The organism is Flavobacterium sp. PLA-DH12, from assembly GCF_059511845.1.
Map to the genome: position 1 here is coordinate 408,899 of NZ_JCAMPD010000001.1, position 25,387 is coordinate 434,285.

Sequence of the window (25,387 nt, forward strand, 5' to 3'; positions counted from 1 at the left end):
AGGCTTTAAAAGCTAGTTTATTTTTCCTCTCGCAGATTAAGCAGATTAATTAGATTAATTAGATTAATTAGATTTAAGAATCATTCGCAATTCACAATTCACAATTCACAATTCATAACTCATAATTCATAATTCATAATTCATAACTCTTTTTCAAATATCTTAAACGAATAAAACAGATCGTACTGTAAAAAGCAAAAAGCAGAATAAGATGCAACAAAACAGACGGATTATCCCATAAACTTGCCCCAGACTGCACAATAGAGGTATACAAAACAATAAATGGCGTTGTTGGCAAAAGATTAGACAGCCACTGCAATACTAGCGGAAGCGATTCAAAAGGCCAGCTGTATCCAGTAATCAAGAAAATCGGATATGTAGAGAAAGCCATCATCTGCAAACAAAGCAATTGCGATTTGAAAAGCGAACCAATAAACTGAGCCATCGGAATTAAAGTAACGATAAACAAAAGCAATAATAAACTTAATTCAAACCCGCTGCCTCTCATGGGCAAATTAAGCAGTTTATAATTTACATTTAAAAAGAAAAAACCATACGAAGAAAAAAGTATCAGATAAAACAATCCTTTTCCCCAAATACCATTAGAAATGCCAGAACCCAGCCATTCGCCTAAACGAGAACGCTGACGCTCACCAGCAACACTTTCGCACAAACCAATCAACAAGGTCTGCTGTAAAATCAAGGCCAGCAATCCTGGCAATAAAAATGCGCCGTAACTCGATCTTTCGTTAAACAAAGGGCGATAATCTAAATTTACAGGCATTACATTTTCCATCGCAATAGTAGTGCTCATGCCTTCTTTTTTCTGATAATACTGAAGCCTCACTCCTGCTCCAACTGTCAGACATATCTGCTGTACATTCAATAACAAATCACTCGAAGGAAGAAATCTTGCAGCATTGATTGCCAATACCACATTGCTTTGTTTTAAACTCAATAAATTGGCTTCTGTTCCTTCTGGAATGTAAAAATAGCCTTGGCAATTTCCTTGATACATCTGTTCTTTTGCCTGTTCCAAATTTGAAAAATGAATGAGTTCTACTATTGGCGAATCATCTATATTTTGCTGCAGCAAACGCGATAATCTGGAGCCATCATCATCAACAACCGCCAATTTTACATCAAATTCTTCTTTGTTGATATAAATGCTTCCGTAAAAAAAAGCGTAAAGCAAAGGAGCAATAAGAAGCGTAAGCAGTAAACTATGATCCTTTACTACTTGCGAAGCTTCCCTCAAAAAGAGACTAATCAGTGATTGTTGCGGTTTCTTTTTCATCTTTAATCGAATTAAATTGACGTTTAAACAACAACATCGCTGTCGGGTACATTACCAGACAAAACAATAAGAGTTTGGCCATTTCTCCTTGAGCATATCTCAAAGGCAAATTCATATAATACACCTTAAAAAAACCGTCCAAAAAAGCGGTATAAGGCATAATAAGCGCATAATATTGATCGTACCAAGGCATTGCCCATCTCGGAAAAGTAAATCCGCTGAACACAAAAGCGGGCGAAGTATAAAAAAGAGCAACATCTCCCGAAAGCATAACATCTTTAAACAAAGCCGATATAAACATTCCGATACCAATGCATGCCAAAGAAAGCATGGTGTATAGCACAAAAAACTTTCCTGTGGCTGCAGGAACACCAATATCGAAAAAAGTAAAAATAATTCCTGCAATAATGAGAAAATTAATCCAGCTGATGCTGAGATGCGCTATTGTTTTTCCGATAATAACAGCAACAACAGAACCTTTTGATGAATCGTAAAGTTCCTGCATCGTTCCTGTAACCCATTCATAATTTAAAGCCAGCATAGAACTAATAATCAAAATCATCTGCATTCCTACTGTTATCAATCCCGGAACCAAATATTCTTGATAATTGTAAGTTGGATTATAAAGCTGATACGTTCTCAGACTAATCGGGTTTGCAATTGCCATTGCCTGATCACCTTTCATTCCGGTTTTTACCAATTTCTGCAAAATTACGCCTGTACTTCCTGTAATTACAACTTCGGCAACAGCCTTATAAACTAACTTAGCAGGAACAAGCGCGGCGGCATTGGTGTACAAAGTCACATTGCTCGGATGACGGCTATAAATATTCTTCTGCAGATTGGCAGGAAAATGTACCGCACCCAATATTTTTCCTTCTTGAATCAATTTTTTAACTTCGGCTTCACTGCTTACTCTTCTGGTAATTTGAAGCGTTTCTTTTTGTTCTAATAAAAAAATCAGCTCTCGGCTTATCGCGCTTTGATCTTCATCCCAAATAGCAAATGCCAAATTCTTAGCATCCTGCTTTTGGTAAATAAGAGCATAGAAGAAAAACAAAGCGACAGGAACTACAAGCATTACCAAATAAAATACCTTTAGACTTAGAATGCGCTTCCATTCTCTAATAATTATGTTCAGCATAAAAATCATTGAGGAAGAATTAAAGAAGCGGTCATTCCAGAACGAAGTCCTTTAATTTGTGCAAGGTTTTCGGGTTTTACTTCTATTGTAAAAGTTCTCAGTTCAAATTCTCCTTTATCCTTAGACGGAACCCAATTGGCAAATTCTAATGTTGGCGCAATAGAATGCACAACGGCATCAAACGTTTCTGGTTCGCAACCGGGAACTTTAACCGCTGTCTTGCTTCCAACTTTAAGCAGATTGGATTTGTCTTGTCTGATATTAAACTTAATTATAGTGGAGTTTTTTTTCTCTATGGTCATAATCGGATACCCAATAGAAATAATTTCGCCCTGATGTGTAACCAAGTTAGAAATTACGCCATCTGCAGGAGCATAAACTCTTGTATTATCGCCAAGTGCTTTGGTCAATTCATACGCTTGTTCTGCTTGTTTTACAATAGCATTTGCCGTTTTTAGTAATTCTGGTCGAGTTCCGTTTTTTAACATCTGAAGATTTAACTGAGCAGTTTCCATTTCCTTTTTAGCCGCTTGAAATTTAAAATAGAAAACATCTTTTTCTTGTCCCGATATTACATCTTCATTATACAATCGTTCCATACGATCATAAGTTGTGCTAAACAATTTATATTGCTCCTGACTAATTTGATATAGTTTAGAAGTCGCTTCTATCAGTTCTGGTCTTGCTCCTTGTGTAAGCAGTTCCTGCTGTCCTTTTGCGGCATCAATTGCCGATAATGCCTGAGCTTTTATGGCGTTTATTTCGTTAGAACGAAGTACAGCCAGCAATTGTCCCGTTTTTACGGTATCACCTTGTTTTACAAGCAACGAATCTAACCTTCCTGGAAATTCGGCCGCTACGTCAACACTTGTTGCATCAACCATTCCTATGAAATTGTTGTCTTCTTTGTTATTGTCTTTTAAGAAAAAAATCAGTCCTGCTATTACTACAAAGATTGGAATGATCAGCGCCCAGTAGTTTTTAAATATATCTTTCATCTATTTAATAAATTGCGTTATTTGACTTGGATTTCCTAAACTATTAAAATATTCAGCTAATGCTAAGTAGTATCCTAAAACAGCGGTATAATACCCTTTTTCTATTTCTGTTTCCACCAGCAAAGCATCATTAACGTCTTTTGGCGATGAAAGCTGATTGTTCATTCTTTTGGTAATTAAACTGCTAGTCGTATTGGCTTCTTTTCTGGCCGCATCCATAGCCATAACATCATTTTGCAGCGAACTCATTTTATTCTTTGCCACTCTCGACTGCACTTGAAGCATTAGACTGGAATTCTCCTCTCCTAACTTGGCTTCTTCAATAAGCTGTTTGGCTGCTAAAGTCTTTTTATTGGTCTGCCCGTTATACAAAGTCCATTGCAATTCTAAACCTACGAACCAATCGGGAATAGAAACTGGCAAATCTTTCTGATACAAATTATAATTACCTATCGCAAAAACATTAGGCAAAGCCATAGATTTACTAATTTTTTCTGCAGTTTCTGCATAAGAAATTTTGTTGTTTGCAATTCTGTAAACTGGATTGGTAAGCCAATACTCTTTCATAGGTTTTTCTAGATTGATTTCGGCATATCTTAAAGTATCAGAAATCACTATTGTGGTGTCAAGGTCAACCCCCATTAATTTATTCAATTCAAGATGGGCATTTTGTTTTTCCATCTTGATATTATTGTACTGGCTCTGCGCCTGAATTAAAACCACATTGGTCCAGTTTTGTTGGTACGGAGGCAGAATTTTGTTTTTGACCAATTCTTCGGCGTAGTTTCTATTTTTATCTAAAGCACTTACAATTTGTTCCTGCTTTTTAATTAAAGAGTTGAGGTACAATATTCTTAAATACTGAATTGCAATTAAAAAATCGACTTCTTTGCCCGCAATCTCTACTCCAATTCCCGCCGAATTGGCAACCGATTGAGCGAGATCTATACTCGAATTTATTTTGTTTCCAAGAAAAATAGGCTGACGCACTCCCACTCCGGCAACAAAATAAGACTGCTTGCTTAAACTCGGATTATAATCGGGATAAATCCCACCAATGACCGTTTTTGAAGCATTATAAATACGGTCTTGCGCAGCCTGAGACAAATTGCCTCCTGTAATTTCATGATAGATTTCATTTGCCGTGTTGACACTTTGTTTAGACGAGCCTTCAACAACTCCGTCTCTAACGGTCTGCAAGTTTATCGTTAGCGGACTGCTCAAATAAGAATAACTTGATAAGAGATCTACTTTTGGCAGATAGCCTTTCTTTTCGGCCTGAAGATTATATTCGCCTGTTTTTAATGCAGATTTTGCCTGTTTGATCGTAATGTTATTTTGCTGTGCTATAGAAAAACATTCTTCAAGAGAAGTGGTCTGCGCTTTTGTTTCTAGACAGGACAAAAAGCAAAACAAAATAAAAGGCTTTAGAAAATGTAGTCTTATATGCATCTATTTAATATTCTTTTAATTGAAATTACTTTTAACTAGCGACTTCTTTGCTGTTTAATCAAAAACAACAGGATAAAATAGAAATGAGATAAAAACTTATTATTCAGATAAATTCTGAAATTGTTTGAATGTATTTAAAATATACTGTTTACGAAAATATGGGGTTCTTAACCTAAACAGCTACAAAAAGTATAACAGCAAAAAACACATATAAACCGATATACCAACTAGTTAAAGATAAAGATTTTATTTTATAAGTGCTATTTTAATTTATAGAAAATCAGAGACTATATTAAATATAAATTTTATCAACTGTTTCTCTAGACAATCGATTAAAAATTAGAAATCAAATAGTTTTAAATCAACAAAACTTTCAAAATAGCTGCGTTTTCCCAAAATCATTGTTTCAGATTATAACTTGCAACCTGTTTCAAGCTAAATATCAGACTTTTAATACTCTTTCTTAATAATTTTATACAACTGAGAAAAAGCTTCTATTCAATTTACATAAGATAAAGCTTAACTACTTCTCTCTAAATCGTAATAATTTTAAATCATTTTTCAACACTCCATAATCCCCTACCCCTACAATACAATTATCCATGTTTATTAATTTCTAAAATCAATACTTATGAAAAAGAAAATTCCTGAACTCCTATTAATGATTCTATTAGCGGTATTTATTTGCGATGGCGCAAAAGCACAAAATGCAAATTCAAACAAAAAAGAAGCTAGTACCTTCACCAAAAAGAAACAGGAAGATCTGCTTTCTTATCTTCCTTTTAATGACAATACCGATTATGAAAATGCCCGAAAAGGCTTTATTGCAACTCTTCCTGAAGGAGAAATAAAAGACGAAAAAGGGAATGTTGTATATAGCATGAAACAATATGATTTCATAAAAGGTAAAGCTCCTGCAACTACTAATCCAAGTTTATGGAGACAAAGTGAGATAAACAGTATTCATGGTCTTTTTAAAGTTACTGACGGTATCTATCAAATACGTGGATTCGATCTTGCAAATATGACCCTTATTGAAGGAAAAACAGGATGGATCATAATTGACCCTCTTTTGTCTCCTCCAACGGCTAAAGCAGGACTAGAACTAGCCAATCAGAAGCTGGGAAAAAGAAAAGTGTCTGCCATTATTCATACACACAGCCACATTGATCATTTTGGAGGAATTAGAGGTGTTGTGGATGAAGCCGATGTTAAAAGCGGTAAAGTCCCAATATATGTTCCCGAAGGATATTTTGACGAAGCCATTAGCGAGAATGTTATGGGAGGAAATACCATGGGAAGAAGAGCTTCTTATATGTATGGAAACCTCTTGCCAAAAGATGCCAAAGGAACTCTCGGAACTGGATTAGGCCAAACAACTTCTACTGGACTTGCAGGAATATTGGAAGGAACAGAAATCATTAAAAAACTTGACGGAGAAAAAAAGATAATTGACGGAATAACGGTTGAGTTTATTTATACACCTGAATCGGAAGCGCCAGCAGAAATGATGTTTTATTTCCCAGAGTTTAAATCTTTCTGTCAGGCAGAAGATATTAGCCATACGCTCCATAACTTATACACTCTTAGAGGCGCAAAAGTTAGAAATGGACAAAAATGGAGCGAGTACATTGACTTATCACTGCAAAAATGGGGTAAAGATGTACAATCAACATTTGGTTCTCACCACTGGCCAACATGGGGTAATGAAACAATCAACACCTATTGGAAAAGCCAGAGAGATTTATATCGATTCATTCACGATCAAACACTTAGATTAGCCAATGAAGGATATACGCCTGTTGAAATTGCCAATATGATCAAACTTCCAGAAAGTCTAGACAAACAATTTTATAATCGCGGATATTATGGTTCTGTAAGCCATAATATTAAAGCGCAATACGATCTTTATTTTGGGTGGTTTGACGGAAATCCTGCAAATCTTGACAAATTGCCACCAGAAGAAGAAGGCAAAAAGTATGTAGAATTTATGGGTGGAGCAGCAAATGTATTAACCAAAGCAAAACAATCTTTTGATAAAGGCGAATACAGATGGACAGCTACAGTGCTTAACAACTTAGTTTTTGCCGATCCTAAAAATCAAAGTGCCCGTAATCTTCTTGCAGATACTTACGAACAATTGGGATATCAGGCAGAATCTGGACCGTGGAGAAACTTTTATTTATCTGGCGCAAAAGAATTGCGAGAAGGAGTTAAAGTAATGCCTTCACCAAATACAGCAGGTCCTGATATGGTAAGAGGAATGTCTACAAGTTTGTTTTTTAATTTCTTAGCTATGAAATTTAAAGGTACAGAACCTGACGCGGCAGCCATGAAATACAACTTCAATATTACAATGCCGGACGTTAACGAAAAAGTGGCGCTTCTAGTAGAAAATGGCGCTGTAAATCCAAGAATTGGCAGTAATGTTAATGAAGATGTTACAGCAAGTCTTACTATAAATCGTAAAGATTTAGATCGAATCAGCTTAGGAGAAAGTTCTTTTAAAGACCTGGTTGATAATGGCACAATTAAAATTGATGGAGATAAAAATGCCTTTATTAAATTTTTAGGAAAAATTGACAGCTTCAATTTCTGGTTCCATATTGTTGAACCTTAAGTAAAACTTCTAAAATCTCAAATACACCACTTTTCGAGTCTTCGAAAAGTGGTTTTGTTTTTCTTAATTTCAAATTATCTATTAAATCATTTTAAAATAGTTCGTATTCACTGGCATATTTCTTGAAAATTATTCTTCATTATTAACTGATTTAAAACTATTTACCATGAAAATTACTTACTACGGACATTCGTGTTTTTCTGTTTATGCCAACGGAAAACACCTTCTTTTTGATCCTTTTATTACACCAAACGAATTAGCCAAAGAGGTTGATGTTGATGCCATAAAAGCAGATTATATTTTTATTTCTCATGCGCATTATGATCATATTCTAGATGTAGAACGAATTGCTAAAAATACAGGAGCAAAAGTGCTCGGGAATTTCGAAATCTATAATTGGCTATTGAAAAACGGAATCGAAAATGCGCATCCTATCAATCCAGGCGGTAAATTTGATTTTGATTTCGGAACTGTAAAATGTGTCATAGCACAGCATCCAAGCAGTTTTATGGATGGTTCTTATGGCGGAATTGCCTGTGGTTTTGTTCTTACAACCGCCGATGGGAATTTCTATTATAGTGGCGATACCGCTCTGACTTTAGACATGCAGCTTATTCCAAAATTCACAAAACTTGACTTTGCTGTTTTTCCTATTGGTGATGGACTCACAATGGGAATTGAAGAAGCAATAGAAGCTTCTAAACTTGTTGGAGTAAACAAGATATTAGGCGTTCATTATGATACTTTTGGTTTCATCGTTATGGATCATCAAAAAGCTTTAGACGCGTTTAAAAGTGCTTCGCTACAATTATTTCTCCCTAAAATAAACAGTACGATAAATATATAAATTGGGTGTTTTCTTTGCTATATTTCGCTAAAAGACAGCTTTTAGCGAAATATCATTTGCCATTAGTTCTGGGAAAAAGCCTGATTTTTTTTTACATAAAAAAAAGGAATAGCTGCTAACACTATTCCTTTTGCATATAATTAAGTTATGCTGATGAACTTAAAATTATATGTATTCTATAAAATTGATGATATACTGTGCTGTCAATTCAGGATATTGATGCTGAGGTCCATGTCCTGTTCCAGAATACACGATCATTTGCGCATTTGTCATTTGATTGATAATCGGATACCAATTGTCTACCGCAAAACTGATATCATGATCTCCAGAAATAATCAAAATTGGTGTTTTTATCTTTTTAAGCTGTTCTCTGAAATTTAAAGCATCTTCTCTAAAAGTATCTCCTCCGCCAAAATACAATTGAAAAACATCCATTGTAGAAGGAATCTTTTCTACTTCAATCCTTTTATGAATTCTATCATGCGAAGCCTTTGCTGCCAATCGGCTAGATTCTGATTTTGGTTCAAAAAATAAAACAATTTCATCGTCAAAATCATTTAATGGTTTTAACGCAGCATCAAAAAATGCCTGTTCGATCGGAATCTCATTTTTCCCTGGCGGATTTGTTCCTACTAAGATAGCATGCGTCACCAAATTAGGATATAGTAAAGTTGCCGTTTGCGCTACCAATCCTCCATAAGACCATCCTAAAACAATAACCGAATCGAGCTTTAAGAAATCTGCTAGATCTTTAACATCTTTGGCTACAACTGTAATATCTGGAGTAAGATTTCCTGTAGAAGAGCCAATTCCAGAATAATCAAATACGATAACATTGAACTTTTTTGCCAGCTCAGCAATAAATAACGGATCCCAAGTATCCAGCGTTCCTCTAAAACGGTTCACAAAAATTATTGCTTTTCCTTTTCCGTAAGAACGATATGCAATTTTACGGTCACCAAGTTCTGCGAAACTTGTTTCTGTATTATAAATTTTTTCCATAATTATAATTTAAAAGATTGAACCCTATATTATTTTTTAAAGAGGCAGACAAAGATTAAACCAAAACGCAGAAGCTTAAAAATAAAGCACTTGCAAGCTTTTTTTAGGTATAAACTGATGATATTTCAATAATCAAAACTTGATTTTAACGATATATAATAACTCAGAAATCATCTGCGCCAGCAATTCTTTTATAATCAATACTTTACAAAAAAGGCATCTCTTTTGTTTTTAAAGGTGTATTGGTTTTCTAGAAATTAACCTAATAGCTTCGATATGATGTATTTATCTAATAAAAAAACGATTATGTTTGTCACTGGAGCATTTGTAAGCCATACTTGCTGGAAAGAATGGATTGTTTTTTTTGAAAGTAAAGGATATAAAACTGTCGCACCGCCCTGGCCACACAAAAACGAACTGCCTGCCGTTTTAAGACAAACACATCCCGAGTCAAAAATTGCCCAAAATGGTTTAAATAATCTATTGGATTATTATATCGAAATTATGGACAAACTCCCCGAAAAACCTATTATAATTGGTCATTCTTATGGAGGTCTTTTAACTCAAATACTAATTCAGAAAGAGCTATGTTCTGCTGGAATCTGCATTAATTCTATTCCGCCCGCTAATGTGCTTTATTTTAATTTTCCTTTTTATAAAACGATCTGGAAAACTTCGGATTTTTTCGGTTCAAAAAGGAAAACCTATTTGATGCCTTTTAAGGATTGGCAATACTATTTTACTGGTAAAATGACTTTTGAAAAACAAAAAGAAAGCTATGAAACGTTATTAATTCCAGAATCGAAATTAATTATGCGTGATATTTTTACCAAAACAGGAAAAATAGATTTTAAAAAGAAACACAATCCACTTTTGTTTATATCGAGCTCAGAAGATGTTTTTACTCCCGTTTCTTTGAATTATTCCAATTTTAAAAAATACAAAAACCTGCATTCCATAACTTGCTACAAAGAATTTCAAGATTCAAATCATCTAAGTATCATTCAGGGAAACTGGGAAAATATTGCTGAATTTATCGCAAATTGGTTAATGAAAATTACTTAATTGATCGCGGATTTTTTTTGTGTTCCCGTGGTTGAAACCACAGGCTATATTTCTAAATGTGACTAAAAACAGAATCAACATTTCTACTAAATAATCCCTTTCTTTATTTCCAGCTTTTTAATTTTAGAATTCAAAGTCGACGGATGAATATCCAGAATTTCAGCAGCGCCGCCAGATCCCGAAATTTTTCCGTTGCATTTTTTGAGAATATAGAGAATATAGTCCCTTTCGTTTTCTAATATCGTTTTTATCGAAAAGGATTCAGAAACTGGTTCAGGATGCATTTTTGATGACATAGAAAGCTCAATTTCTTTAATCGTATTTCCGTCAGTCAGTAAAATTGCTCGTTGTATAACGTGTTCAAGTTCTCTAATATTTCCTGGCCAGTTGTAATTCATAATCTGCTGCAAAGCCGCATCAGAGAGAATTGGTGCTTTTCTTCCCATTTTATCACTGTAAACCGCAATAAAATGATTGGCTAAATCTGGAATATCTTCTTTTCTCTTTTTTAATGGTGGCACCATAATCGGGAAAACGTGCAGACGATAATACAAATCCATTCTAAACCTTCCTGCAGCTACTTCTTCTTCTAGATTTTTATTGGTTGCTGCGATAATCCTAACATCAATTTTCATAGAAGAAGTACCGCCTACGCGTTCAATTTCTCTTTCCTGCAAAACACGAAGCAGCTTTACCTGAAGTTCTAGAGACATTTCTCCTACTTCGTCTAAGAAAATCGTTCCTCCGTCTGCCAATTCAAATTTACCGATACGTTTATCCAATGCGCCTGTAAAAGCCCCTTTTTCATGTCCAAAAAGCAATGATTCTGCAAGATTTTCAGGAATAGCTCCACAATTAATAATAACCAATGGCTTATCTTTTCTTGGAGATAAGGCGTGAATACTTTGCGCAATTTTTTCTTTTCCTGTCCCACTTTCACCAAGAACGAGAACCGAAGTGTCAGAAGGCGCTACTTTTCGGATATAATTAAAAACAGAATTCATTTGCGAACTATTGCCAATAATGCCTTCAAAACCTTCTTCGGCAACAACTTTAGCATTTTTGATTTCAGCTTTTTTGGAAGACACGTTTAAATCTTCTTTCAAATAAATTTTAGCTACAAATTGACTGAAAACGGGTTCTAGCGAACTTAAAATTCTTAAATGCTCCTGAGAATAAACATTCAGGTTACGGCTGTAAAAAGTAAAATGATAATTCTGAATCGCAGCAATTGAAAGCGGAAAAACCAAATACGATTTTATTCCGAAATTATGAGCAATCAAAGCCTTTATTGGAGCTTCCTGAAAGTTATTTATCAGTGCTTCCTCACTATAAATTATTGACTCTTTATCTGTTTTTGACTTTTTATAAGTTTCGTTTATCTCTTTTTCAGATAATTCTGTTATTTGAGAAAGTTTCTGTAGGTTAATAATCTGATACTGATCTATATTTCTGCGAACAATTCCGAGATTATCATAATGTGTGTCCGTTACAAAACCCGTTTCTAAATAATCAAAAGGAATAAAAGTCTGAACCGCTTTTGCAAAAGCCAACAAAGCCTCTTCCTTCTTTACATCTGAAATTATAATTTCTGAAATTAATTTCTGAAGCTGAAACTGCTGCCTCAACTGACTTTCGAAACTATATTGCTGACGATAAAAAGCGATCTCGAGAGTTGTAAGAACATCTTGATCTCGAAATGGTTTTACAATAAACCCGTATGGCTGTGTGGTTTTTGCTTCGTCTAAAATACTTTTACTGGAATTGGCCGAAAGAAATATAAAACCTATATGTTTTTCTTTAAGAATATGTGCTAGTTCTATACCATCTCGCTTACCTTTTAGCATGATATCCAAAAATACCAAATCTGGTTTTTCATTCTCAATCTGCTCCAAAGCCTGCTCTACCGATCGTGCAATTCCTGTAACTTCATAGTTTGCTTTTTCAAGAATTAACTGTAAATCGTGTGCCTCAATAAACTGATCTTCAACAATTAAAATTCGCTTTTTTAATGCTGAAAGACCAGCTTCAAATCCGTTATCGGCAGACTTTTTCATAAGTGAGTAAATTTTGTTCTATATTACACTTAATTAATTGATACAAAAATAGTTAATTATCGTAATTAAAATTAAGCGTATCCAAATTTAGCTAAATAAAAATCATATTTTACCATAATTTTCGTGTTATTTTGCAACCCAAACACAATTGTTTCTCTTTATATTTGTGAATTAAACACTTACTAAAATTTAATTCTAATAAAACGATGAAGCCACTGTACTTTTTTTGTTTGCTGTTCTTTATTACAATTAATTTCGAAGCACAAAATCATCCCGCAACAGCTGGTTATGATTTAAAAAAGAGGCGTCTATTAATACATACCTGTTCGTCCTATTTATACAATTCCAATCAAGGATCAATAGATGCAGACAGTGCTGTAGTTTTAACTTGTAAAGCCTATAAACTTCCTGTCTCTTTAGCTTATGATGAAGGTTATAATGATGGTTCTTATCTAATTGGAAATGATTTAATTGAAAAAGGAAATATAGAAGCTGCCAAAAAGCTTTACCACAAATCAAAAAACGTCGATAAAATAAAACTGGCTCTGCAATTGGGAACTTTTTATTTATTCAAACCTTTTACAAAACCAGACGACATAAAAAACGCTAATCTTTATATATCTGAAGCCGTTAAAATCAGTAATCAGTTAAAAATTCAAAAATGGCAGCATCAGAGTTTGATGTTATTGGGAAAGTTTTATTCTCAAATTAACAACTATCCTGAAAGCAAAAAGTGTTTTCTTCAAGTAGTAAATGAGTGCCGAAAACAAAATGACAAAGCCGCACTGGCAGATGCATTATTTAATCAGGCTAGCAATCAGCACGATTTAGATCCCGAAAAAGAAAAAATCTTAATAGAAGCGGAAGCTTTATATAAAACTTTAGGCTTTGAAGAAAAAAGACTTGTAACGAAAGCACGAATATGCACCATTTATTTTTGGCACGGAAAAATAAATGATGCCAAGAAAATCCTTTATCAAAATATTGCCGATATGCGAAAAATCGGTTTTAGGCAGCAGCAATTTAGCGAAACCACAATTGCTTATATCGAAGGCGTGCAGTTTAATATGAAGAATGCGCTGTATTATGCCCTAAAAAGTGTCGAAAGCATGGAATCTACCAATGATTACACCTTTGCCGATATTTTTTATATGCGATTGGGATTAATTTATTTAAATATGGGTCATATTGACGATGCAATGAAGGCTGCTGAAAAAAGCATTAAATATGGACAAAATGCCTATAATAGCGGTAGTTGGTACAAAAGTTTTATGACAGCAACTGTAGCTTTATCGATGAAAGGGAAAAACAAAGAGGCTGTTGAATACATGAATTCGGTAACGAGCAAATATCCGCCACCCAATAAGTTTGACAATATGCTTATGAATTATGGTTACGCTAATTGCTATTGGCGAATTAAAAACTACGGCACCGCAGAAAAATATTTTATAAAAGCAGGAGAAGCTGCCGATGGCTTAGATTCACCACAAACGTATCGAGATATCTGCAATACCTACTCGTCAATTGCTTTGTTTTACTCAAACCGAAATAACCTGCAGAAAACAAAATTGTATATCGATAAGATTGCGGCCGTTTCAAAAAAGTATAGTCAAAACTACAATTCTGAAGCGCTACAAATGTCTTTATATAAATTAGATTCCTTGAATGGCGATTTTAAATCGGCTTTGGCGCATCATAAATTATATAAAAAAATGAGTGATTCTCTTTTGGATTATGCTAAAAACAAACAGATTGAAGAACTTAGAATACAGTATGAAACTGAAAATAAAGAACAGAAAATCAAATTATTAGACAAAGAAACAGATCTACAGCAAACGGCATTAAAAAAATCAAAATTATTAAACACTGTATCGATCTGGAGCTTGGTTTTATTGGTTCTTTCAATTGTCTTATTGTACAATCGCTACCGTTTAAAACAGAAAACCAATGCCGAATTAGAACTGAAAGAAAAAGAAATCAATCAGAAGAACATCAATCTAAGGCATTTGCTTGATGAGAAAGAATGGCTGTTGAAAGAAATTCATCATCGTGTAAAAAACAATCTTCAAACTGTAATCAGTCTTTTGAATTCGCAATCGGCTTATTTGGAGAATGATATGGCATTATCGGCTATTAAAAACAGCCAGCATCGTATTCATTCCATGTCTTTGATTCATCAGAAATTGTACAATTCAGAGAACATTTCGACGATTAATATGCCCAATTACATCAAAGAATTGGTAGAGTATTTAAAAGAATCTTTTTCGCTTGGACAGCGCATTCGTTTTGAACTCAAAATTGATCCGCTTGAATTAGACGTTGCACAAGCTGTTCCGCTCGGACTTATTTTAAACGAATCGATTACCAATTCTATAAAATATGCTTTTCCAGACAACAGAACCGGAATGATTTACGTGACATTGCAAGCCACATCTGAAAACAAATATCTCTTGACTATTGCAGATAACGGAGTTGGTTTTGATATGAATATCAGCGATAAAAAAATCAATTCGTTTGGATTAAGTCTGATAAAAGGCTTAAGTGATGACTTAGATGCTACTTTTTCTATGGAAAATAATAACGGAACGATTCTGAAAATTGAGTTTTCAAAAGAATTTCCAATCAATGAAAAAAGAAGATAATCTAAAAAATAAGCGTGAATTGATTTTATAGCGAAATCTCACTAATATAAATTTGTTTAGCGATATATAGTGCTTTTATATCGACAAAAATAACGATAAGTTCCTATTATCAAACACTTTAAAGCATGGCATATAAATTGTTTTTTTGAAAAAAAGTTAACTTTTATAAGATTCAAGACAAGAAATTTTAAAAGAAATTCTAACATTAATCAAATAAAAAGAATCATGTCAAAATCAAAAACAATTGTACTGATACACGGAAATTTTGTCAACGACAAAACTTGGACCGACTGGAAAAAGTACTATGAACAAAAAGGATATACTGTTTATGCCCCTGCCAATCCTGGGCACGATGGAAATCCTGCCGACTTAAGAGCAAAACTTCACCCAGATCTGGTTAAAACTGGATTTATAGATATTGTGAATAATATCAGTAGATTAATAGATACTTTACCCGAAAAACCTTTGGTAATTGGGCATTCAATGGCAGGAATGGCTACGTTAAAATTGGTAGAATTAGGAAAAGCTACTGCCGGTGTAAGCATTGACGGAGCACCTCCAAAAAATGTTTTTCCGCCATTTCAAACCTTAAAAACTGCATTGCCTGCTTTTGGTTTCTTTTCTTCTAAAAAATATTTCATGGGAAGCCGTGATTGGTACGATTACGCTTTTTTTAATACTATGCCTGCAGCAGAAAAGAAGAATGCTTTTGAAAAATTTGCGGTACCCGAAAGTTATAAAGTAAGTCGAGAATTGGTTTTAAATTCTTTCTCTAATATCAATTTCAAAAAACCGCATGAGCCAATTCTATTTATTGGCGGTGGCAGCGATCATATTTTTCCTCCAAGCCTTACCGAAACAATAGCTCGAAAATACAGCGATAATGCGGGGCGAGTTGATCTTAAAATATTTGATGGAAAAAGTCACTTTATCTGCGGAGAACCTGGCTGGGAAAATGTTGCCGATTATATTTTAAACTGGTATGAAAAACTATAAAAAAATTGTTAGCCAAATAAAAAGCCCTGCATCTTAATTGATACAGGGCTTTTTGACTCAAAAAAACAACACATTGTTTATTTCACATCAAACCATAATTTGGTTGTCAATAAATCTTTTCCCTGTTCTGTAACAGCGGCTTGATAACTAGCTCCGTTTAGTGACTGCTCAGTACCAGGATAGAAAAGACGCGATGGAATTTTTCCGTCCAAAACAGTAGCTGGACCAGCTGTTAATACTGGATAATCTAATCTTCTCCATTCTGTAAAAGCATCAAGACCTTGTCCGAAGAAAGCAATCCATTTTTGCGTACCAATCGATTTAGCATAATTTGAAGCGTCATATTTTACACTTGCCTGATTCAGATAAGTTGAAATAGTGGTCGCATTGGTAACTCCAAACTGATTTAAAGAAGCCGTAATGGCACTATTATAATACTGTTCTGCATCTCCAGAAATATAACCGCGTGCAGCAGCTTCTGCAAGATTAAACAGAGTTTCAGAGTAAGAAGCAATTACTGCTGGCGAAGCCGATGTCAGGAAATAAGTCCCTGGTTTTGATGTTTTAGCAAAACCTTGGCTATTTGCATCACTATTTGATAATCCGTTTGCTCCTCCAACATATTTGCCTACGCTTGCGTCTGACGGCAATTGTGCAAAAACCGATAAACGTGGATCTGATAATGCGTACAATTGATCTACCATAGTTTTCGAGATACGAAAATCATCTCTCGTTTCAAACCAAGCCGAAGCAGGGTTTTGCTGTGGCGAACTGGTATAAACAAATTGGAATGTTTCGGTATTACTGCTTATTAAACCTGCCGCATCACTTGTAGCGTCAATAGCAGTTTGTTTGGCCAAAGCAGGTTCTCTGTCGGAAATTCTCAAAGCAATACGCAAACGAAGTGAATTAACCAGTTTTTTCCATTTCAAGATATCTCCTTTATAAGCTAAGTCTCCAATAACACTTCCGTTTGCAGGATTTAATAGCGATTGCGCTTGTTTTAAATCTTCCAATAATCCTGTGTACACTTCTTTTTGAGTATTGTACGCTGGCGTTACATTTTGCCCCGCTTCTTTGTACGGAATGCTTCCGTAAGCATCTGTCAGCAATAAAAATGTCCATGAACGAAGCGTTAAAGCGATACCTTTATAATTAGAGTTAGCTTGCGCATCTGGAAATTTTAAAATGGTGTTCAAATCTGTAATTAGAGTTGAATATCCTTTATCCCACAATGTTGTGAAAGAAGCATTCGAAACATCGTATCGATCTGGTTCTGTATATTGGATTTTTGCCCAATGCTGTACAAATAACAAAGTTGAGTTAAAGTTATTTACATCTCCCCAATACAAATCTGCTCCTTGTTTCAAAGTTCCTGTCAACAAATAAGGCGCTAACGGAGTTTCAGTTGCATTTGGGTTTTTATTTATATCGTCTAAAGTATCACTGCAAGAGCTCAGTGCCAATGCAAACAGTATTGTATATGATAGTTTTTTTAGCATGATTCCGAGTTTTTAAAATTTAACATTAAGATTAAGACTGAAGTTTCTGGTTGTTGGCAACGCTAAACTTTCTAATCCTTGTGCATTTCCTGTATTGAAAGCCGTTTCAGGATCAATATTTGGTGCATCTTTGTAGATAAAGAATAGGTTACGGCCAACAGCAGTAACACTTGCTCCTTCTAATCCCAGTTTTTTAATGAGCTTTTTGTTAAAATTATAAGTAAGCTTAATCTCTCTCATTTTTACAAAAGTTGAGCTGTAGATATACGCTTCGCTAATGTTGTAAGAAGCTTTGTAATATTCTTGTGCACTAATCACTTTATTGTTTGGAGTTCCGTCTGCAAATACACCTCCGAAAATCATTCCATCGTCATAAACCGTTACTCCGCTTGGAGCAGCTCCACCAGCTACCAGAGTTTTCGGGTTAGCCGTATTGTTTCCTGGATAGTAATAGCTTAATCCGCCGTTTTCAGCACCACGACCTGGAAGAGTCTGTGCTAAAACTCCAGTATAGTTTCCTGTTCTATTAGTTCCAGAGAAAAGTTCGCCACCAACACTAGCATCAACAAGGAATGAAAGTTCAAGATTCTTGTATGTCAAAGTATTTGTAAGACCTGCTAAATAATCTGGCGTATAATGTCCTAAAACTCTTTTTGTCGGATCTGCTTTTGGAAGACCGTTTGCTCCTACCACAATATTACCGCTTGCATCACGCTCGTAGGCTGTTCCGTAAAGTGCTCCGTAAGCTTGTCCTACAGATGCCAAAACATCTACACCTCCAGAAGAACCAATTGTGTAGTTTTTAATATCTCCCGCGTAATCTAGAATTTCTACTTTACTTTTATTTTTTGAATAATTTAAAGCCACATTCCATTTGAAGTTTTCTGTTTGAACTGGATTTCCGTCCAACTGCACTTCTATACCTTGATTGTTAATTTTACCTGCATTGATTAACTGTGAAGTATAGCCACTCGCCGCTGTCGTTTTTATTTCTAAAATCTGGTCAAAACTATTCGTATTATAATACGCTACATCAAAATGAAGTCTGTTTTTCCAGAAAGAAGCTTCAAGACCTACCTCAGTAGAACGAGTTGTTTCTGGTTTTAAGTTTTCATTTAATTTCTTTTGAGAAGAAGTCTGGATCGGATTTCCGTCAAAAGCAGTTTGGAAATTATAAACTGTAGCCAATTGGTACGGATCTGCATCGTTACCTACTTCAGACCAACCACCTCTAACTTTTAAGAAATCAAGCGTACTGCTCTTAATGTTTAATGCATCGGTTAAAACTACACTTCCGTTAAAAGAAGGATAGAAATAAGAACGGTTGCTGCTTGGTAACGTAGAAGACCAATCATTACGTGCCGTAACGTTCAAGAAAGCATAATTTCTAAAACCAAACTGAGCAGAAGCATAAGCGCTGTAAACTCTCAATCTAGATAATGAATTTGATGACGTTAACGGATCTCTAGAGTTGGTTAAAGTATACAAATCTGGAACTGCTAAACGTGGCGCTTTCTGATAGTTGTTGGCATCGCTATGGTTACGAATGTTGAATCCAGCAAGTGCATCTACAGTAAAATCATCATTAAGCTGTTTTGTGTATTGAAATATACCCTCAGTATTTTGTTCATTTACAGTATAAGCATCTTCTGCATACGATCCGAAAGGAGTTCCGTTTGTACCATACTTGATAGTATATTTTCTGCGATCGTTGTAATAATCAACACCTGTACGGAATCTAAAGTTAAGTCCTTCAGCCAATTTCGCATCTAAGTGAATATCTCCAATTATACGGTTACGCTGTTGGCTTGTTGTATTGTAATACGCATTCCAATATGGGTTGCTATAGTAACTGTTATTCCAGTTAGTGTTCCAGTCTTTATCCAATTCATTGATGTCAACTTGACGTCCAAACCAAAGAAACTGCAGCATTACACCTGCCGCACGTCCACCAGATGGACCTCCTGGCAATTGTGGAGAATTCGTTACAATATAATTCGCATTAACCCCAACTTTTACATTTTCAGAAATCTGATAATTGGTATTAATTGTAAAGTTTGTTTTGTTTATTTCACTGTTCGGTACAGTTCCAAGCTGTTTTTGGTTGTTTACACCTAAACGGAAATCCGATTTTTCATTCGATTTAGCAATAGAAACGCTATTATCATAAGTAAGTCCTGTGTTAAAGAAGTCTTTCACATTATTCGGATGTGCCACAAAAGGAACTGCTTCACCTTTAGAATAAAACTGCGGAATAAGACGACCGTCCAATCTTGGTCCCCAGCTTTCATCAACACCATCATTAACTCCCCCTCCTTTTCCGTCTACGTAGCTGAATTTTCCATTAGAACCTTGTCCAAAACTATTCTGGAAAGAAGGTAATGTAGCGACTTGAGAAACGGTTATACCAGTATTAAAAGTAACTCCATATCCTGATTTTTGGCCTTTTCCAGATTTTGTAGTAATAAGCACTACACCATGCGCAGCACGCGATCCGTAAAGAGCAGCAGCATTTGGTCCTTTCAAAACTGTCAAAGTTTCAATGTCCTGCGGATTTAAATCGGCAATTGCATTTCTAAAATCACGTGTAGCTCCACCAAAATTCAGTTGTGAGTTATCTACAGGAACTCCGTCTACCACAAAAAGCGGCTGGTTGTTTCCTGCGATAGAAGTTTCTCCACGAATAATAATACGTGAAGATCCCATATCTCCTTGTGAATTTGTAATACGAACACCTGCCACTTTACCCGAAAGAGCATTCAAAAAGTTGGTTTCTTTTGTAGTTGCCAATTCTTTTCCTTTAACGGCTTGAGTCGTGTATCCTAAAGATTTCTTTTCTTTTGAAATTCCAAGTGCCGTAACCACTACTTCAGATAATGCATTTTGTTCTTCGGTAAGGTCAATAACAATTGCGTTTTTGTTGACTACAACTTCTTCTTTTTTATATCCTAAATAACTAATTAAAAGCGTATAAGGAAATTTTTGTCCTGTTTGGAAGAAAAATTTTCCATCTGTATCTGTGATAACACCATGTGTAGTTCCTTTAATAGTTACTGAAGCCCCGATAATTGGCTCTTTTGTAACGGCATCGACTACTGTTCCTTCCAGTTTAGACTGAATCAAAGGCTGAGTATCTTGAGCTTTAACTCCTATGGAAATCAACAAAATACATAACCAAGCATATCTTTTTAATTTTATTTTCATTACTTTGTTTTAGTTTAATAATAAGGCGAGCTGTGAACAGATTTTTACTATTCCTGCTTTCCTTGTAGAGATGACAATTTCTTTAAACTCTAACCATTTCTGCTGCAACAGAAATGGTTTCTTTTTTTATCTGCAACACATTCGTTTTTTCATTTTTACTTTTTTTAGATTATTATTTTATTTGGCCTATACAATTTTTACCCTTGTTCAGGATAGTGTTATTAAAAATCTATAATGAATTTAAAAAGAGGAATTTTAACCGTAGTGATGCATAAGGTGTGAATCTCTTATGCTTTTATATTTCTGAAAATGAAATGATAAGGTTTTAATCTCTGTATTTCTAACTAAATTTTAAACTCTACTAATTTGATAGAACAAAAGTATATTAAAAATTTAAGTTCCCAAATTTTAATTAAACTTTTTGCAAAAAAAATGTTAATCAATTTAAACAGAAAACCTTAAACAATTAAAAATAAAACAGTTAGATAAAATTAGGTTTTTTATCGTTTTATAAGAATTCTACTAAAAGCTGAATATTTTCACTTTGCGAATCCCGATATTTATCGGGAATGTGTCCATTGCTCTATAGCTTTATATTTTTATCGCAAAGTGCGCTAAGATTTTTTAAATACAATCCTAAGCAGAACATAATTTAAGTTCGCAAAGCTTTGTGAACTTTCATTCTTAAATGATTCTTAGAAAAAAACTTGGTGCACTTTGCGAAAAACCTTTGCGCTCTTTGCGTTAAATATTACTCGCAAAGTGCGCTAAGATATTTTTATTGTGAGACTAAAAAGGATTTAAGTAAAGTATAAACAAAAAAAAGCTCCAAGATCATAAGACCTTGGAGCTTCTATATTTAATTATTGAAATATTACAATTCGTTGAACTCGTGTAAAGATTTCAATGTAGTTTCGTAAAATAAGATTGCAGCGATAAGATTTCCTTTATCAGAATAAGGCATCATTTTTCTTTGGAAATCTACTGTAGTATCTAAGAAAACATTTGTGCCTTCTGCCTGTCCATCTAAGATTTTTTTATTCTCACTAGTGTCCGGAATACCTAAATCTGCCATTGTTACACCAGGTTTAGTAACCAAAGCAATGTAAGGAAGTGTTTTTACAAGAACTTTAATACGTTCAATGTACAATTCTAAAAGTTCTCCTTTTTGCATACCACTTAATTCTTTTTGGTCATGGTATTTACGGATTAAGGCTGTTGTACTAATGATACTTCTTGGTGCATTTTTTGCCTGTGCAGAAACGGCAGCAGTTGTCAAGAAGAAAAGGACACATAATAAAATAATCTTGCTCTTCATTTTCTTAATAGATTTGGTTCTTGAATAAAAACAAAAATATATAAATTATGTTAAAATGCAACTTTTATAATTTCTTTTTCACAATAAAATTATATTTGTGACGTTGCGATAGGGAAAATAGTACAGCCAAAGCAAGAATTTTGGCTATTTCAGCACATTTTTCCAAAAAGTTATTTTACTGTTTTACGACTTAATTATTCTAAAACGGCTCGGATATTTTATCCATAAACTCTTTTTGTTTCCATAATAGTCCATAAATTCTCCACAGACAAAAACAGCATGAACTTTTGACCAAGCCACAACGCCGCAATAGTCTGTTCCTGATTCTTTTTTTAATTTTTGAATCTGTTTGCCTAATGCAAATCCGAGGTATTTGTAAATTGTTGGAGTATACACTGTCCCATCTTCTAAATCTTCCAGTGCTTTGTCAAAAGTAGATTCTTTATCTATAATCTGTTTGTATTTTGCCATTACTGCGTAAGTCAGCTCTGCATAATCGGTAATTTTTTCGCTATCGCAATTGTCTTTAATATAAACAAAACCAGCAGATTCTTTGGCTTTATTTATTTCACTGCTATTCAGATTAAATGTTGCGTTGTTTTTTAGTGTGATTTTATATAAATCGTCGTTTAACTTTTCGCTCACAAACAAGTTGTCTAGACCATAAATGTTTAAAGACGCTTTAATAAAAGCAATAGATGAACAATTGGTGCGTTCGCCTTGTTTAAAACTCTCGAATATTTTATCAGAGCTCAGTTGTGAGTAAGAACTTGAACAGACAAACATTAAAAGTAAAAAAACTGAAGTAACCGATTTCATGCTTTGTATTATATAATTGTTTCCCTATTATGGGATAGTATTGTATTAGATTATTACAAATCTATAAAAATCAAATCATATTTTTTACTTCTTCTCTTTTATCTCTTAAAAAAAGTCGTTTAAAGGCAATAAATGAATTTGGTATCAAAAAAAACGCCTCAAACAAACTTGAGACGTTTCTGTATTATTTTTTTTCTTCATTATTCAGCTTATCATCGAGTTCAGGTTCTTCACCTTTAAACTTTTTCGTGTCAACATCATAATTTTCATCATTTGTCAAAACTTCGTCATGTTCTTTATATTGATGTTTTCTCGTGTCATTTCGATGATCTCCTCCGCCCTGTTGTTTAGGATTCGGATTTTTCTGGGTTTGATTATTCTTTTCCATAATTCTTCCTTTTTAAATGATTATTAAAATTACTTCAAATACAATAGCTTGGCTTATATAATCATTTTTAAAAATTATAAAATAATCCTATAAAACACTAAAAATCTAACCTCATAAAGATTAACGATTTATTCTAACATCATTTAGTTATTTTTACACCTTTAAAATAAGCTACAACAGATTATGTGGACTATATGTCAAGAATGCCAAGGACAAGGCAAAATAAATCGCGGACTCACTAAAAAAGCACAACGACGTTATCAGACGGAATTGGCTGCATTTGAGAGTACACAAAGCGATGTTGCACCAATTCGTCCTAAAGCTCATTTGCATTTGTGCCAAAATTGTTCGGGATCTGGATTAATTCAGTCTGAAAATTATCTTGAACCTGATCTTACAAAACCACATGTTGCCATTATTGGTGCTGGTATAGGCGGTGTTGCTTTGGCTGTGGCATTTTTACATCGCGGAATACCTTTTACAATTTATGAAAGAGACAGCGACTTCAATGCTAGATCTCAGGGCTACGGACTTACTTTACAGCAAGCCAGTAAGGCTATGAAAGGTTTAGGAATTACTTCTTTGGATGGCGTAATTTCAACAAAACATATTGTACACAACACTGAAGGCAAAATATTGGGCGAATGGGGAACTAGAAAATGGCTAGAAACTGCCATCAAAACACCTACAAAACGCACCAACATACATATCGCTAGACAATCGCTTCGATTAGCGCTTTTGGAACAGCTTGGAAGAAATAATAATGTACAATGGGGACATCAATTAGTAGATTTTAATGAATCTGAAAACGGTGTAGAACTTAATTTTCAGGTAAACGGAGAAATAAAAACTGCAAAAGCCGATCTTGTCATAGGCGCAGATGGTATTAGAAGCGCTGTTAGAAAACTAACAATTGGAGACGAAACTACACCGCTTCGTTATTTGGATTGTATTGTTATCTTAGGAATTTGTCCTTTAAATTCGCTCGATGGACTTTCGAGCGATTTACTAGATGGCGCAACGATATTTCAGACGGCCAACGGAAACGAACGTATTTACGTAATGCCTTATACTGCAGATTCTGTAATGTGGCAGCTTAGTTTTCCTATGTCAGAAGAAGAAGCCAAAGAATTAAGTGCAAAAGGCCCAAAAGCATTAAAAGAAGAAGCCCGCAGAAGAACGCAATGGCACACTCCTATTCCTCAAATTATAGAAGCAACACAGGAAAATCTAATTTCTGGATATCCTGTTTATGATCGTGAATTATTGAGTGCAGCATTATTAGAAAAGAACCCGAATATTACCTTAATTGGCGACGCGGCACATCCGATGAGTCCGTTTAAGGGACAAGGTGCAAATCAAGCTTTATTGGATGCTTTAAAATTGGCTCGGAAAATTACAAAAGGCTGTAACGCTAAGTCAAAATGGAGAGAAAGAGGATTGAGAGTATGTGTACTAAACGAATTTGAAACCGAAATGCTCGAACGTAGTGCTACAAAAGTGCAAGGTTCTGCAGATGCTGCACAGTTTTTACATTCTGAAATTATTCTTCAAGAAGGCGATGAACCTCGAGGAAGATGCACTAAAAGAAAAAAGAAAGAGTAAAAAAGAAAGAGTAAAGAAGAAAGAGTAGAAACTCTATAAAAAAAGCTAAACAAGTCTAGTTTAGCTTTTTTTATAGAGTTAATTTTCAATCACATACATGCAAATTAAACAATAATTTAATATTATTTTATAATTAATTATGATTGGTTATTTCTACTTTTATAATCTCATTTACAAACAATTATAATAATTACGTCATGAAAGATTTACAAATAAATTTCAGTCCAAACAATGAAACCTGTACAGACCGAACTTTGGTTTGTAATGGTGATAATAACGAATTAATATTCCGTAAAACTTATGTAGGAGATTGGGGAGATTGGGACGAAAAACCAGATGATGCTAAACAAGATAAGCCTATTTATCTGGATCAAAATACAAGTTTTACAAGTGCAGTTTAAATCTGCGATATTAAGCACTATAATTGTACA

The 25,387-nt window shown here is 34.4% G+C and carries 18 protein-coding genes; 7 read left to right on the forward strand and 11 right to left on the reverse strand.

Annotation, left to right across the window (positions count from 1 at the left end; translation table 11 throughout):
* Window positions 1-133: 133 nt before the first annotated feature.
* From AC5ZCW_RS01775 to AC5ZCW_RS01790, 4 genes are read right to left on the reverse strand one after another with little or no spacing between them, the layout of a single operon-like run.
* Window positions 134-1,297 (reverse strand): ABC transporter permease, encoded by a 1,164-nt coding sequence (locus AC5ZCW_RS01775; protein ID WP_496117530.1) that lies wholly within the window; start codon window positions 1,295-1,297, stop codon window positions 134-136.
* A complete protein-coding gene (locus tag AC5ZCW_RS01780; protein WP_496117532.1) occupies window positions 1,266-2,441 on the reverse strand; it encodes an ABC transporter permease in 1,176 nt (391 codons plus the stop codon). The genes AC5ZCW_RS01775 and AC5ZCW_RS01780 overlap by 32 nt, the downstream gene beginning before the upstream one ends.
* A gap of 5 nt (window positions 2,442-2,446) precedes the next feature.
* The gene (locus AC5ZCW_RS01785) at window positions 2,447-3,439 is read right to left on the reverse strand and encodes an HlyD family secretion protein (RefSeq protein ID WP_343544494.1); all 993 of its coding nucleotides are present in this window, start codon (window positions 3,437-3,439) and stop codon (window positions 2,447-2,449) included.
* Window positions 3,440-4,891, reverse strand: a complete 1,452-nt coding sequence (locus AC5ZCW_RS01790) for a TolC family protein (protein WP_496117534.1) — start codon at window positions 4,889-4,891, stop codon at window positions 3,440-3,442.
* A gap of 631 nt (window positions 4,892-5,522) precedes the next feature.
* On the opposite strand from AC5ZCW_RS01790, the gene AC5ZCW_RS01795 reads away from it, so the two are divergent.
* A complete protein-coding gene (locus AC5ZCW_RS01795) occupies window positions 5,523-7,511 on the forward strand; it encodes an alkyl/aryl-sulfatase (protein ID WP_496117536.1) in 1,989 nt (662 codons plus the stop codon).
* A 166-nt stretch (window positions 7,512-7,677) separates the two neighbouring features.
* On the forward strand, window positions 7,678-8,358 hold the full coding sequence (locus tag AC5ZCW_RS01800; protein WP_496117538.1) for a metal-dependent hydrolase: 681 nt from the start codon (window positions 7,678-7,680) through the stop codon (window positions 8,356-8,358).
* Window positions 8,359-8,523: 165 nt separating this feature from the next.
* Here the strand turns inward: AC5ZCW_RS01800 and AC5ZCW_RS01805 are convergent, their stop codons facing one another.
* Window positions 8,524-9,360: an alpha/beta fold hydrolase gene (locus tag AC5ZCW_RS01805; protein WP_496117540.1), complete on the reverse strand. Its 837-nt coding sequence runs from the start codon at window positions 9,358-9,360 to the stop codon at window positions 8,524-8,526.
* 276 nt (window positions 9,361-9,636) lie between these two features.
* On the opposite strand from AC5ZCW_RS01805, the gene AC5ZCW_RS01810 reads away from it, so the two are divergent.
* Complete coding sequence (locus AC5ZCW_RS01810; RefSeq protein ID WP_496117542.1) at window positions 9,637-10,425, forward strand: alpha/beta fold hydrolase; 789 nt, start codon at window positions 9,637-9,639, stop codon at window positions 10,423-10,425.
* An 86-nt stretch (window positions 10,426-10,511) separates the two neighbouring features.
* Here AC5ZCW_RS01810 and AC5ZCW_RS01815 read toward each other — a convergent pair whose 3' ends face one another.
* Window positions 10,512-12,482, reverse strand: coding sequence for a sigma 54-interacting transcriptional regulator (locus AC5ZCW_RS01815; protein ID WP_496117544.1), 1,971 nt, complete (start codon window positions 12,480-12,482; stop codon window positions 10,512-10,514).
* Between the two features lie 206 nt (window positions 12,483-12,688).
* Here AC5ZCW_RS01815 and AC5ZCW_RS01820 point away from each other — a divergent pair, with 206 nt between their 5' ends.
* Window positions 12,689-15,124 (forward strand): histidine kinase dimerization/phosphoacceptor domain -containing protein, encoded by a 2,436-nt coding sequence (locus AC5ZCW_RS01820; RefSeq protein WP_496117546.1) that lies wholly within the window; start codon window positions 12,689-12,691, stop codon window positions 15,122-15,124.
* Between the two features lie 225 nt (window positions 15,125-15,349).
* Window positions 15,350-16,120, forward strand: a complete 771-nt coding sequence (locus AC5ZCW_RS01825; RefSeq protein ID WP_496117548.1) for an alpha/beta hydrolase — start codon at window positions 15,350-15,352, stop codon at window positions 16,118-16,120.
* Window positions 16,121-16,197: 77 nt separating this feature from the next.
* Here the strand turns inward: AC5ZCW_RS01825 and AC5ZCW_RS01830 are convergent, their stop codons facing one another.
* The 5 genes from AC5ZCW_RS01830 to AC5ZCW_RS01850 form a co-directional block, all read right to left on the reverse strand.
* On the reverse strand, window positions 16,198-17,622 hold the full coding sequence (locus tag AC5ZCW_RS01830) for a SusD/RagB family nutrient-binding outer membrane lipoprotein (protein WP_496117550.1): 1,425 nt from the start codon (window positions 17,620-17,622) through the stop codon (window positions 16,198-16,200).
* 12 nt (window positions 17,623-17,634) lie between these two features.
* Complete coding sequence (locus AC5ZCW_RS01835) at window positions 17,635-20,826, reverse strand: SusC/RagA family TonB-linked outer membrane protein (RefSeq protein WP_496117552.1); 3,192 nt, start codon at window positions 20,824-20,826, stop codon at window positions 17,635-17,637.
* Between the two features lie 874 nt (window positions 20,827-21,700).
* Window positions 21,701-22,144 carry a hypothetical protein gene (locus AC5ZCW_RS01840; protein ID WP_177209761.1) on the reverse strand — a complete coding sequence of 148 codons (444 nt, stop codon included), beginning with the start codon at window positions 22,142-22,144 and terminating at the stop codon, window positions 21,701-21,703.
* Between the two features lie 183 nt (window positions 22,145-22,327).
* Window positions 22,328-22,963, reverse strand: coding sequence for a hypothetical protein (locus tag AC5ZCW_RS01845; protein ID WP_281632400.1), 636 nt, complete (start codon window positions 22,961-22,963; stop codon window positions 22,328-22,330).
* Window positions 22,964-23,147: 184 nt separating this feature from the next.
* Window positions 23,148-23,351 (reverse strand): hypothetical protein, encoded by a 204-nt coding sequence (locus AC5ZCW_RS01850; protein ID WP_177209763.1) that lies wholly within the window; start codon window positions 23,349-23,351, stop codon window positions 23,148-23,150.
* A 183-nt stretch (window positions 23,352-23,534) separates the two neighbouring features.
* Between AC5ZCW_RS01850 and AC5ZCW_RS01855 the strand changes: the two genes are divergently transcribed.
* Both AC5ZCW_RS01855 and AC5ZCW_RS01860 read left to right on the forward strand, forming a co-directional pair.
* A complete protein-coding gene (locus AC5ZCW_RS01855) occupies window positions 23,535-24,956 on the forward strand; it encodes an FAD-dependent oxidoreductase (protein ID WP_496117555.1) in 1,422 nt (473 codons plus the stop codon).
* A gap of 197 nt (window positions 24,957-25,153) precedes the next feature.
* Window positions 25,154-25,357, forward strand: a complete 204-nt coding sequence (locus AC5ZCW_RS01860) for a hypothetical protein (protein ID WP_177209765.1) — start codon at window positions 25,154-25,156, stop codon at window positions 25,355-25,357.
* Window positions 25,358-25,387: the final 30 nt, after the last annotated feature.